The organism is Cellvibrio japonicus Ueda107 (assembly GCF_000019225.1).
In the GTDB taxonomy this organism is placed as follows: Bacteria; Pseudomonadota; Gammaproteobacteria; order Pseudomonadales; family Cellvibrionaceae; genus Cellvibrio; species Cellvibrio japonicus.
Genome location: NC_010995.1, coordinates 1,240,294 through 1,252,979 on the forward strand (window position 1 = coordinate 1,240,294; position 12,686 = coordinate 1,252,979).

8 protein-coding genes are annotated in these 12,686 nt (G+C 56.6%); 6 read left to right on the forward strand and 2 right to left on the reverse strand.

Features of this window, described 5'->3' with window-relative positions; all coding sequences use genetic code 11:
* Window positions 1-91 precede the first annotated feature (91 nt).
* From CJA_RS05170 to CJA_RS05195, 6 genes are read left to right on the forward strand one after another with little or no spacing between them, the layout of a single operon-like run.
* A complete protein-coding gene (locus CJA_RS05170; RefSeq protein WP_012486702.1) occupies window positions 92-2,569 on the forward strand; it encodes a DUF1592 domain-containing protein in 2,478 nt (825 codons plus the stop codon).
* Window positions 2,541-3,896 (forward strand): DUF1552 domain-containing protein, encoded by a 1,356-nt coding sequence (locus tag CJA_RS05175; protein ID WP_012486703.1) that lies wholly within the window; start codon window positions 2,541-2,543, stop codon window positions 3,894-3,896. The genes CJA_RS05170 and CJA_RS05175 overlap by 29 nt, the downstream gene beginning before the upstream one ends.
* Before the next feature lie 42 nt (window positions 3,897-3,938).
* The gene (locus CJA_RS05180) at window positions 3,939-5,273 is read left to right on the forward strand and encodes an ankyrin repeat domain-containing protein (RefSeq protein WP_238526824.1); all 1,335 of its coding nucleotides are present in this window, start codon (window positions 3,939-3,941) and stop codon (window positions 5,271-5,273) included.
* A gap of 20 nt (window positions 5,274-5,293) precedes the next feature.
* Window positions 5,294-5,767 (forward strand): c-type cytochrome, encoded by a 474-nt coding sequence (locus CJA_RS05185; protein WP_238526825.1) that lies wholly within the window; start codon window positions 5,294-5,296, stop codon window positions 5,765-5,767.
* Between the two features lie 3 nt (window positions 5,768-5,770).
* Window positions 5,771-6,448, forward strand: a complete 678-nt coding sequence (locus CJA_RS05190) for a cytochrome b/b6 domain-containing protein (RefSeq protein ID WP_012486706.1) — start codon at window positions 5,771-5,773, stop codon at window positions 6,446-6,448.
* Between the two features lie 15 nt (window positions 6,449-6,463).
* A complete protein-coding gene (locus CJA_RS05195) occupies window positions 6,464-7,342 on the forward strand; it encodes a dienelactone hydrolase family protein (protein WP_012486707.1) in 879 nt (292 codons plus the stop codon).
* Between the two features lie 101 nt (window positions 7,343-7,443).
* On the opposite strand, the gene fusA is transcribed toward CJA_RS05195, so the two are convergent.
* Entirely contained in the window at window positions 7,444-9,537 is a 2,094-nt protein-coding gene (gene fusA, locus CJA_RS05200; RefSeq protein WP_012486708.1) for an elongation factor G, read from the reverse strand.
* 237 nt (window positions 9,538-9,774) lie between these two features.
* Window positions 9,775-12,684: an aminomethyl-transferring glycine dehydrogenase gene (gene gcvP, locus CJA_RS05205; protein ID WP_012486709.1), complete on the reverse strand. Its 2,910-nt coding sequence runs from the start codon at window positions 12,682-12,684 to the stop codon at window positions 9,775-9,777.
* Between the last annotated feature and the right edge of the window lie 2 nt (window positions 12,685-12,686).

Consider the following 12,686-nt stretch of genomic DNA (forward strand, 5'->3'; position numbering starts at 1 on the left):
GCTATCACTCCGGCTGAGTGTAAATCCCGCATGGGCATAAATTGATAAGCCTGCCAGAGCAGGCAGATTCACCTTGGCCGAAGACGATATGATGCAAATACCCCCTTGTGTGATGCGGTGGTTGAAACCATCGCCCGGATGTTTCTTATTGCGCTGCCAGCCGCTGGCTACGCTGGCGTTGATTCTGGTATTGGGTGTACCAGGCACAAGGGTACTTGCCAATCCACCGGGCAGCCTTGAAGAAGCAGAAGCCTTCCTGGAAAAACACTGCGCGCGCTGCCACAACGATGAGCGCATGGCGGGTAATTGGACGCTGTCGGATGTCAGCATGGATGATGTGGCCCGGGGCGTGAACCTGAACGATTGGGAGGCGGTACTGCGTGTAACCCAGCGCGGTGAAATGCCCCCTGCCAGTCGCCCTAAACCCGGCCATGAAGAATTAGCAGGTTTTCTGGATTGGTTACAGGGTTCGCTCGACAGCTATGCCCAGGCCAATCCCAATCCGGGCCGCGCCACCTTGCGGCGCTTGAATCGCAGTGAGTACAGCAATGCGGTGCGCGACCTGCTCAAGGTGGATTTGGATCTGCGCGAGTCCCTGCCCGCGGATGATTCTGGCTACGGTTTTGACAACATTGCCGATGTGCTGTCGGTATCGCCGGTACTCATGGATCGCTATATGGCGGTGGCGGGCAAGGTGAGCCGCCTGGCTGTGGGGTTGGGCTCCAGCCAGCCTTACACGACTACCTATTCACTGCCGAAAGATGGTTCTATCCTCAACCAGGGTGTCCCTGCCTACGATGAACGGGTGAGCAGCGACCTGCCGCTGGATTCTCGCGGTGGCGGCGTGTTCCGTTATTACGCGCCCCATGATGGCGAGTATGAAATCAGCGGTTACCTCAACGCCAACACCAACAACGAAGTGGATCGCCTGGAGGAAAACCGCGTAAGCCTGCGTGTGCCCTTGAGCGCAGGTATGCACCGGGTCGGTATCAGCTTTCGCAAAAACCTGGTGCTGGATGAGCGGGTGCAAGTGCTGCGCAACACCACCGAGGAAGTGCCCCTGCCCACAGAAGCGCCAGTGGATCTCACCCTGGATTTTGTGGTGGATGGCGCCCGTGTGGGCAGCACCCAGGTACCTTCCTACTACATGTCACCGCGCTATGCGCAGCACAACTTTCCGCGCGATCTGCTGGAAATTAATGTGGCCGGCCCCTACACCGTGACCGGACCCGGTAATACCCCCAGTCGCACCGCTATTTTTCACTGCAAGCCGCTGTTTTGGCCGCTGGATGAAAACTACTGCGCGAAAAAAATCATCGGTAAACTGGCGCACCAGGCCTACCGCCGTCCGCTCAGCAACAGCGACACCGAACGCTTGATGAAGGTGTACCGCCAGGCACAGGCAGCCGAGGGTTATGAGGCGGGCATCGCCGCTGCGATTCAGGCGATCCTGGTCTCGCCCAGTTTCCTGTTTTTCTACGAGCAAGACCCGGTAGATGCCGCGCCCGGTGTGGTTCATGCCATTAGCGATACTGAATACGCCGCGCGTATGGCGCTGTTTTTGTGGAGCAGCCTGCCTGACGAGGAGTTATTAACCCTCGCCGAAAAAGGCCGGTTGCGCGAGCCCGGGGTATTGCGCCAACAACTGGTGCGCATGCTGGTCGATGATCGCGCCCTGGCATTGGAGCAAAACTTTGCCGGCCAGTGGTTGTACCTGCGCAACCTGGAATTCCACCGCGCCGATGTCAAAGAGTTCCCCGAGTTCGATGTGCCCCTGCGCCAGGCGATGAAGCGCGAGAGCGAACTTTTTTTCAGCCACATACTGCGCAGCAACGCCAGCATCCTCGATTTTATTAAAAGCGATTACACCTTCCTCAACGAACGTTTAGCGCAACACTACGGCATTGCCGGGGTGCAGGGGCCGGAGCTGCGCCTGGTGCAGTTGGCGCCGGATTCCATGCGCGGCGGCCTCCTGGGGCAGGCCAGTATCCTGACTGTCACCTCCTACGCTAACCACACATCGGTGGTGCGTCGCGGACAGTGGGTGCTGGCCAATTTAATGGCGGCGCCACCGCCGGCCGCGCCGCCCGATGTGCCCGCGTTGAAAACCGAAACTGCCAGCGGTAAAGCCTTGAATGCGCGCGAGCAGCTGGAAGCGCACAGCAAAGATCCGGCCTGTCACTCCTGCCATGTGCGTATGGATCCCATAGGCCTGTCACTGGAGAAATACGATGCGATTGGCCGCCTGCGCGAATGGGATGCCGGTCGTCCCATCGACGTGACCACCGCCATGCCCGACGGTCGCCAGTTTGAAGGCCTGTACGGCCTGCAAGAGGTGTTAATGGAAAGCCGCCAGCAATTTGCCGGGGCCTTTACCGAGCGCTTGATGACCTATGCGCTGGGCCGTGGTTTGGAAGCCACAGACCAACCCCAGGTGCGCAGGATTATTCGCGCCGCCGAAGCCAACCATTACCCCATGCACGAGATTATCTGGGGCATTTTAACCAGCGAACCCTTCAACGACAGAATGGTGCCACACGATGAAAAAACGACCGCTGCTCTCCACTGATGGTGTGTTATCGCGCAGGAGTTTATTGCGCGGCCTGGGTGCCGCTATCAGTTTGCCGGTGATGGAATCACTGATTCCCTCAGCGCTGGCGAATACCGCCCTGGAAAATCGCCCGAAAAAATTGAGTGTGTTTTACATCCCCAACGGTTTACGCATGCCCAAGTTCACGCCGGCAACGGCGGGCAGCCACTATGAAATGACGCCGATTCTGGAGCCCATTGCGCGCCATCGCGCCAGCTTTTCGGTGATCACCGGCCTGGCGCATTACAACGCCAATGCCCTGGGTGATGGCCCCGGCAGCCACGGGCGCAGCTGTGGTGCCTACCTCACCGGTGCCCACCCCAGGCGCACCGAAGGCGCGGACATTTTGTGCGGTATTTCCATGGACCAGGTGATCGCCAATCACCTTGGCCAGCACACCCAATTGGCATCGCTGGAGTTGGGTATAGAGCCGCCCAGTTTGCTCGGCAGTTGCGATGTGGGTTACAGCTGCACCTACACCAATACGCTGTCCTGGCGCAGTCCCACAGCGCCCATGCCGGTGGCGGTCAAGCCCGGCGATGTATTTGAGCGTTTGTTTGGTGACACCTCGGCGCTGGACGAAAAAAGTCGCCAGGCGCGCCTGGCGACCAAAGCCAGTATTCTCGATTTTGTGTTGGAGGATGCCGCGCGTCTGTCGCCACGCCTGGGCATGAACGACCGCCGCAAATTGGAGGAGTATCTGGATTCCATTCGCACGGTGGAGCAGCGCATCCAAAAAGCTACCCTGCAAACCAGCGACGTCGACACCAGCCAAATCAATTTACCCGCGGGTATTCCCCAGGATTTTGTCGAGCACGTGCGCATCATGATCGACCTGCAAGTGCTGGCGCTGCAAAGCGATATGACACGCGTCAGCACCTTTATGCTGGGGCGCGAGCTGAGCAACCGCTCCTATGTGGAAATCGGTGTGCCCGATTCGCACCACAGCCTGAGCCACCACGGCGGCGATGAAGCGAAAATCGACAAGCTGGTCAAGATTAACCAGCACCACATCGCCCAGTTTGGCTATCTGCTCGATCGCTTGGGCAACACTGCCGATGGCGAGCGCACACTGCTCGACAGCACCCTGGTGATGGCCGGTGCCAGCCTGGGCGAACCCAATGTGCACGACAATATGGACCTGCCCGCGATGGTGGCTGGTGCCGGCCTGCGCGGCGGTCGCCATATCCAGGAGCCAAAGGACACACCCATGTGCAACCTGTTGCTGTCGCTGATTCAGGAAATGGGGGTGCCGGTGGACAGCTTTGGCGACAGCACCGGGCCCTTGCGTGCGCTCTATGCCTAGCGTGGGCCTGGTGTGGTTTGAACGATGAACGAAAAGAGGTGAATGGTGAACCTAACATCCTTTGTGGCCGCCGCCATGTTACTCCTGGCCCAGGCAGCGGCCGCCAGCCCAGCGCAACAGGCCTTGATGCAGGCGATACACCAGGGCGATCCGGCAGGCATCAATCGGGCATTAACGGCGGGGGCTGTGCTGAACCAACCCCTGGCCGATGGTTCCCTGCCGCTTGCCTGGGCGGTGGAAAGCCAAAACCCGGCGCTGGTAAAACTCCTGCTCGACAAGGGCGCCAGGCCTGACCTGGGCGACAGCCATCTACAGAGCTTTAGTCCCCTGGTGGTGGCCTGCCAGCGCGGCGAGCCCGCGATAGTGGCGGCGCTGTTGGAGGCCGGTGCCCAGGCAAACAACACCACAGTCACTGGTGTTTCACCCCTGGCACTGTGCGCCGGGAACTCCACCGCTGCCACCGTTAAAAAATTGCTCGATCAGGGGGCGAACCTGGAGGCGGCCGATAACACTGGCCAAACGCCACTGATGTGGGCGGCAGCTAAAGGCCAGGTATTTAACCTGCAATTGCTGCTCAGCCAAGGCGCTGAGGTAAACCGCAAAACCGCCAAGGGATTAACGCCGTTATTTTTTGCGTTGCGCAGCGGCAATCCTGAAGCAGCTGAGCTTTTGCTGGATGCGGGCGCCGATGCTGACTACATTGCGCCCGATGGCACCAGCGCTGTGCAAATGGCGATGTATTGGAAACAATTTGCGATTGCCGAACGGTTGGTACAACGCGGGGTGGATTTGACCGCTTACGACCGCAACGGCAACCAATTGCTGCACGCCGCCATCATTCATAATCAACCGCAATTAGTCGCTGCCTTACTGGCAAAAGGCGCCAATCCCAATAGCCTGACAGGCACCTCCACAGTGGTGTGGCGCTACGAGGTTAACTTTACCAGCGCGCCCTATGTCAGCTATGCCAGATCGCCCTTGTTATTAGCCGCGGCCCATGGCTCGGCTGCCATGATGCGCACCCTGATTGCCGCCGGTGCCGATATAAAATTCCGCGCAGGCGATGGCACCAATGTGGTGTTGGCCGCAGCACAAAATAATCCGGATGCCCTGGCCTTTGCCCTGTCATTGGCCCCCGATGCCAACGTCACCAATAAATACGGCCAGACACCGTTACATTTATTGATGGGCTATTCCAATACCTTAAGCAATGAGCAAACCGGTGAGTTGTTCAGGTTGCTCGCAAGCCGTGGGGCGCGCATTGATATTGCCAACAAATGGGGGCAAACTCCGCTCGATTTAGCAACCGAAGAGCAATTCAGGGCAAGAGCTGAATTCGCCGAGATATTCAAACCCTCGCAGAAGGTAAAATTATGATACACCCCAAGGCTGTTGTTTTGCTTTCATCTAAAATCCGCTCACCTAAGGTGTTGTTAAGTGCAGCTTGTCTGGTGCTGGGACAACTGGCCTGGGTAGCACCGGTGGCAGCGCAACAAGATATTATTGACGAGCGCCAGGACGGTTTTAAGGAAATGGGCACTGCCATGAAAACCCTGCGCGATGAATTAAAGCGCGGCAAACCCGATGCTGCCAAGCTGAGTGCAGCGGCTGAACAATTATCAGTACTGGCTGAAAAAATTCCCGCCTGGTTTCCCGAAGGCAGTGGCCCCGCCGCAGGATTAAAAACCGATGCGCGTGATTATATTTGGGAAAACCGTGAAAAATTTGATGCTATTAGTCAGGCACTGATCGCTGAGAGTAAAAAAATGAGCGCGTTAGGCAGCAGTGGCGATGCCTCTGCGTTGCAAAAACAATTAATCGTTATTCGCGATAATTGTGCATCCTGCCACGATAGCTATCGCGTGGATTAATCCATGGAAACGATGTCTGAGCCGGCAAAGCAGCCGCTGTGGGATTGGCAAGTGCGGGTGTGTCATTGGCTAATGGTATTGTTGGTGGCTGCCTGCTGGTGGACGGCAGACATTCATGAAATCGTTTATCACAGCTACTGTGCCTATGCGCTGCTGGGGGTGGTGTTATTTCGTATTTACTGGGGATTTTGGGGTAGCAGCACAGCGCGCTTCAGTCATTTTTTACGCCGACCGGCCGCGGTGTGGCGCTATCTGGAAGCCTTGCCACAGCGCAATGTCAAACCCTCAGCCGGGCATAGCCCGCTGGGTGGCTACAGTGTACTGGCGCTGTTATTTTTGTTGCTGTTGCAGATTGTGCTGGGACTTTTTTCCATTGATGTCGACGGTTTTGATGGCGGCCCTTTGGCGGATTACCTCAGTTTCAAAACCAGCAGGATGGTAGCGGGCTGGCATGAAATCACCTTTAACCTGTTGTTGGGGTTTATCGCACTGCATATTGTTGCGGTGCTGTATTACGGATTGTGGCGACGCCAGAACCTCACTGCAGCGATGTTCCATGGCAAGGCGGCTGCCACATCGGCAATGAAACCCGCAAGCCTGTTGCGGTTTGTGATAGGCGTGTTGATTGCCGGTGTTATTGTATGGCTGGTAATGTACGCTGATACTTTGCTGAACCTGTAAACGAGGAGGATGCCCATGTGTGATGATCTGACGCTGGAAGATAATGAGCGCTATGTTAAACATCCCGGGCAGTTCAGCCGTCGCCAGTTTGTAACCGGTGTGGTCGGTGCAGGCCTGGCCCTGTATCTCCCGGTCACTGCCAACGCTTTCAGCGTGACGGAAACCCGTGTCAGTGTGCCGACACCGGACGGTAATGCCGATGGTTATTTTGTCTATCCTTCCAGTGGAAAATACCCGGCTGTTGTACTCTGGCCGGATATCCTCGGTTTGCGCCCCGCCTTTGAATTAATGGGTAAGCGCCTTGCGCAATCCGGTTACGCGGTATTGGTCGTCAATCCGTTTTATCGCAGCCAAAAAGCGCCGGTGGTTGCCGAAGGGGCCAGCTTTGACGATGAAGCGACACGCAATATTGTCATTCCCCTGGCAAAAAGCTTAAGTCCTGCGACCCATCGCCTGGATGCCAAGGCATTTATCCAATTCCTTGATAAGCAAGCTGCAGTGGATACCCGTAAAAAAGTGGGCACCATGGGCTATTGCATGAGTGGTGCTATCGCCTTTCGCGCGGCGGCGACAGTACCGGAGCGGGTGGGTGCTGTTGCCAGCTTCCATGGCGGTGGCCTGGTGAATGACACGGCGGACAGCCCACATTTATTAATTCCCAACACCAGCGCACAATTCCTGGTGGCAATTGCAGAAAATGATGACCAGCGCGACCCCGATGCAAAAACTGTATTGCGTAAAAGTTTTGCCGAGGCACATATCAACGCCGAGGTAGACGTTTATGAGGGCGCTCTGCATGGCTGGTGTCCGCCGGACTCCCGCGTGTACAACCAGGAGCAGGCAGAGCGTGCCTGGAGCCGGTTGCTGGCATTGCTGGGTGAGGCCCTGGTGTGAGTCTCCCGAATAGCGCCCGGGTACAACAGTAGTTACCTGGGCAATAAAAAAAGCCCCGCTGGCGCAAGCCAGCGGGGCTTTGGTTTAGCAACGGCTAAAGCTTATTTAGCGGCTGCTGCTTTCTTTTCTTTCTCCTTGGCGATCACTGCTTCTGCCACGTTGGTGGGGCAGGGTGAGTAGTGAGCAAATTCCATGGAGAATTGGCCGCGACCGGAGGTCATGGTGCGCAGGTGGCTGATGTAGCCAAACATTTCTGACAGCGGAACTTCTGCCTTGATACGCACACCGGTTATACCGGCTTCCTGGCCATTGATCATACCGCGACGACGGTTCAGGTCACCGATAACATCACCTACGTGATCTTCCGGAGTGAACACGTCTACTTTCATGATCGGCTCAAGCAGTTGTGGGCCGGCTTTGGGCATGGATTGACGGAAAGCACCTTTGGCGGCGATTTCGAACGCGATTGCAGACGAGTCCACGGCGTGGAAGCCACCGTCGAACAGCTCTATTTCCACGTCCAGTACAGGGAAACCGGCCAATGGGCCAGTGCCCATCATAGACTCGAAGCCTTTTTCAATGGCTGGGAAGAATTCCTTCGGAACGCTGCCACCCACCACGCTGGAAATAAACTTGAAGCCAGAGTTTGGAGCGCCCGGACGGATGCGGTAGTCGATTTTACCGTACTGGCCGGAACCACCGGATTGCTTCTTGTGGGTATAGGAGTCTTCAATTTCACGCGTGATGGTTTCACGGTAAGCCACTTGTGGTTGACCCACGTTCAGCTCAACACCGTAGGTGCGCTTCATGATGTCGACTTTGATATCCAGGTGCAGTTCACCCATACCTTTGAGGATGGTTTCGCCGGAGTCCTGGTCGGTTTCCACGCGGAAGGTTGGGTCTTCGGATACCAGCTTGCCGATGGCGGTAGCCATCTTCTCGATCATGCTCTTGTCTTTGGGTGTTACGGCAATGGAAATTACCGGCTCAGGGAAGATCATGGGTTCGAGGGTACAGGGGTTTTTCGGGTCGCACAGGGTGTGACCGGTTTGCACGTTCTTCAAGCCTACCAGCGCCACAATGTCACCGGCCTGCGCGGTGGTCAGGTCGGTGCGCTCGTTCGCCATCATCTCCACCATGCGGCCAACACGCTCGGTTTTGCCGGTGAAGGAGTTGAGGATGGTGTCACCCTTGTTGAGCACACCGGAGTAAATGCGTACGAAGGTCAGGGCGCCGAAACGGTCGTCCATGATCTTGAACGCCAGGCCGCGGAAAGGCTCGTCGGGCGAAACGGTGGCGTATTGGCCGGTTTCGTTACCTTCTTCGTCAGTCAGTGGCTGTGGGTTAACTTCGGTTGGGTCGGGCAGGTAGTCCACTACGCCGTCCAGCAGCAGTTGCATACCTTTGTTTTTAAAGGCAGAACCACAGAAGGTGGGGAAGAAGGCCAGGTCGCGGGTACCGATACGGATGCAGCGCTTCAGGTCTTCGATAGAAGGTTCTTCACCTTCCATATAGGCCATCAGCAGGTCGTCATCCATTTCCACGGCAGTTTCAACCAGTTGGCTGCGGTACAGCTCAACATCGTCAGCCATGTCAGCGGGGATTTCTTCGATTTTGAAGTTTTCAGGAATACCTGAGTCGTCCCATACAAAGGCCTGGCGGTTAAGCAGGTCAACCACGCCTTTAAAGGTGTCTTCACGGCCGATAGGCAGGGTCATGATCAGCGGTTTGGCGCCCAGCACGTCTTTCACTTGCTCGGTAACGCGCAGGAAGTCAGCGCCAATACGGTCCAGCTTGTTAACGAAAATCAAGCGGGATACTTTGGAATCGTTAGCATAGCGCCAGTTGGTTTCAGACTGGGGTTCTACACCGCCAGAGCCGCAGAATACGCCGATACCGCCGTCCAGTACTTTCAGTGAACGGTACACTTCTACGGTGAAGTCAACGTGTCCGGGGGTATCAATAACGTTAAAGCGGTTGCCTTTCCAGAAGCAGCTGACGGCTGCTGACTGGATGGTAATACCCCGCTCGGCTTCTTGCACCATGAAGTCGGTAGTGGATTCACCTTCGTGGACCTCACCGAGCTTGTGGATACGACCGGTGAGTTTGAGGATACGCTCGGTAGTGGTGGTTTTACCGGCGTCCACGTGGGCGAAGATACCGATGTTTCTGTATTTAGATAAGTCAGCAGCCATAGGACTCTCTTTAAAGGTTAAGCAGGGTTGAAAATAGCCGGGTTAGAAAATAGCGGCGTACTATACAGGAAGTTCTTCCAAAAAGCCCAAAGAAAAAGGAGTCCGGGCCTTTGTTTTACGATCGTGTGCCGGCGCTGCCCAAATGGGCCTTAATCCGGTGGTGGGTAATTGGGCGGCGGTGATACGAAAAAGGCGCAGGTGAGTGCGCCTTTTTCGCCAGGGGGAATTGCCCGCGACTTACTCCATGTAGTTGTCAATGCTCGGGCAGGAACACACCAGGTTGCGGTCGCCGTAGACGTTGTCGATACGGTTTACGCTGGGCCATACCTTGTGCTGTTTCAACCAGGGGGCCGGACGGCTGGCGATGTCGCGACTATAGGCGCGGCTCCAGTTTTCATCCAGCACGTCGTCCTGGGTGTGGGGCGCGTTGTGCAGGGGACTGGCGTCGGCACTGATCTCACCCTTGATTACCTGGTCGATCTCCGCACGGATGGTCAACATGGCCTGGACGAACTTATCCAGTTCCACCTTGGATTCGGACTCGGTCGGTTCGATCATCAGTGTCCCTGCCACCGGGAAGGACATGGTGGGGGCGTGGAAGCCAAAGTCCATCAGGCGCTTGGCAATGTCTTCTTCACTGATACCGCTGGCCTCTTTGAGGGGGCGCAGGTCCAGCAGGCATTCGTGGGCGACAAAGCCATGGGTTCCCTTATAAAGGATGGGATAGGCCCCTTCGAGCTTCCTGGCCACATAGTTGGCGTTGACGATAGCCATTTCAGTGGCCTGGCGCATACCGGCGGCACCCATCATTTTGATGTACATCCAACTGATGGGCAGGATACTGGCAGAGCCCCAGGGCGCGGCCGAGATGGTGCCGTTTTCCACGCTGGTACCGGGAACCGCCTGCACCGGGTGCGCAGCGAGGAATGGTTCCAGATGTTTGCCGACACCGATAGGGCCCATGCCGGGGCCGCCACCGCCGTGGGGAATACAGAAGGTTTTGTGCAGGTTGAGGTGGGAAACATCGCCGCCGAATTTACCGGGGGCAGCAACGCCGACCAGGGCATTCATGTTGGCGCCATCGATATACACCTGGCCGCCGATGGCATGGATCATGTCACACAGTTGGGTGATGCCTTCCTCGAATACACCGTGGGTGGAGGGGTAGGTCACCATGATGCAGGCGATCTGATCGCCATAGGTGGCAATTTTGTCGCGCAGGTCATCCAGGTCGACGTTGCCTTTGTTGTCGCAGGCAACCACCACCACCTTGTAGCTCACCATTTGCGCCGAAGCCGGGTTGGTGCCGTGGGCGGAGGCGGGAATCAAACAAATATCACGCTGGGTTTCGCCTTTGCTTTCGAAGTATTTCTTGATGGTGACCAGGCCGGCGTATTCCCCCTGGGAACCCGCATTGGGTTGCAGGCTGATAGCGTCGTAGCCGGTGCAGGCCTTGAGCATGTCCTGCAATTGTTCAAACAGGATTTTGTAGCCTTCGGCCTGATCAATCGGTGCGAAGGGGTGCAATTTGCCAAACTCAGGCCAGGTGACGGGGATCATCTCGGCGGTGGCGTTGAGTTTCATGGTGCAGGAGCCGAGCGGAATCATGGCATTGTTGAGTGCGATGTCTTTGGATTCCAGGCGCTTCAGGTAGCGCAGCATTTCAGTTTCGCTGTGGTAACTGTTAAATACCGGATGGGTGAGTACAGCATCGCTGCGCAGCAGTTCGGCGGGAATAGCGTTGCGGGCGACCAGGTTTTTGCCCTCGCGCACCTGGGCATCCAGTGCTTCCAGTTCAATGCCGGTTACCCCGAACACTGCCAGTAGTTGTTCCAGGTCGGCCGCGCTGGTGGTTTCGTTCAGGCTGATACCCAGGGAGTCGCTAGCCACCAGGCGCAGGTTGATCTGTGCATTCAGGGCCGCCTGGTAAATCGCTTTTTGGTTATCGCCTGCATTCACAGTAATGGTGTCAAAGAACTGGCTATTGCCAATACCAAAGCCTTTGGCTTTCAGGGCCGAAGCGGCAATAGCGGTTAAGCGGTGAATGCGGTTGGCGATACGCGTCAAGCCTTCCGGGCCGTGGTAAATCGCGTAGAACACGCTCATGACGGCAAGCAGTACCTGGGAGGTGCAAATATTGGAGTTGGCTTTTTCACGGCGAATGTGCTGTTCGCGGGTTTGCATGGCCATGCGCAGCGCTTGCTTGCCGCGCGCATCGATAGACACACCGATAATACGGCCGGGAGCCGAGCGCTTGTAGGCATCGCGGAATGCGAAGAAACCGGCGTGGGGGCCGCCGAAACCCATGGGAATCCCAAAGCGCTGGTTAGTGCCGATCACCACATCGGCACCCATGGCACCGGGGGATTTGAGCAGCATCAGTGCCATCAGGTCAGAGGCAACTGTCACCAGGGCATTGCGGTGATGGGCAGCTTCAATAATAGATGTAAGGTCACGCACCTGGCCGCTGGAACCAGGGTAGGAGAGCAGGGCTCCGAAGTAGTCGCCTTGTTCAAGTTGTTCGATGGGGGCTACGACCACTTCAAAACCAAAATGCTCGGCGCGGGTTTTCACGATGGCAATGGTCTGTGGGTGAGTGTCGGCATCCACAAAGAACACATCGGACTTGCTCTTTTTGTTTTGGCGCTTGCACATGGCCATGGCTTCCGCCGCTGCTGTGCCCTCATCCAGCATGGAGGCGTTGGCCATTTCCATGCCGGTCAGGTCGATGATCATTTGTTGGTAGTTGAGCAGGGCTTCCAAACGCCCCTGGGCAATTTCTGGCTGGTAAGGGGTATAAGCGGTATACCAGCCCGGATTTTCCAGCACATTGCGCAAGACGACATTAGGGACATGGGTATCGTGGTAGCCCATGCCGATATAGCTTTTGAAGACTTTGTTCTTGCTGGCAATGGCCTTGAGCTGGGCCAGGGCATCCGCTTCAGTAACTGCATCGCCGAGGTTGAGTTCGCCCTTGAGGCGAATGGCTTCCGGCACTGTTTTATCGATCAGCTCCTTAACAGAGGCAACACCCAGACTGGCCAGAATAGCGGCGGTTTGCTGGGTATCCGGGCCTATATGACGCTGTACAAACTCGTCGTGGTAAGCCAAAGCGGAGAGGGAAGCTGAACGAAAATCAACGGACATAG

What these genes read in the sequence shown, in the direction of transcription:
- CJA_RS05170 (WP_012486702.1), top strand. Translation starts at nt 92, where the DNA reads ATGCAAATACCCCCTTGTGTGATGCGGTGGTTGAAACCATCGCCCGGA.
- CJA_RS05175 (WP_012486703.1), top strand. Translation starts at nt 2,541, where the DNA reads ATGAAAAAACGACCGCTGCTCTCCACTGATGGTGTGTTATCGCGCAGG.
- CJA_RS05180 (WP_238526824.1), top strand. Translation starts at nt 3,939, where the DNA reads ATGGTGAACCTAACATCCTTTGTGGCCGCCGCCATGTTACTCCTGGCC.
- CJA_RS05190 (WP_012486706.1), top strand. Translation starts at nt 5,771, where the DNA reads ATGGAAACGATGTCTGAGCCGGCAAAGCAGCCGCTGTGGGATTGGCAA.
- CJA_RS05195 (WP_012486707.1), top strand. Translation starts at nt 6,464, where the DNA reads ATGTGTGATGATCTGACGCTGGAAGATAATGAGCGCTATGTTAAACAT.
- fusA (WP_012486708.1), bottom strand. Translation starts at nt 9,537, where the DNA reads ATGGCTGCTGACTTATCTAAATACAGAAACATCGGTATCTTCGCCCAC.
- gcvP (WP_012486709.1), bottom strand. Translation starts at nt 12,684, where the DNA reads ATGTCCGTTGATTTTCGTTCAGCTTCCCTCTCCGCTTTGGCTTACCAC.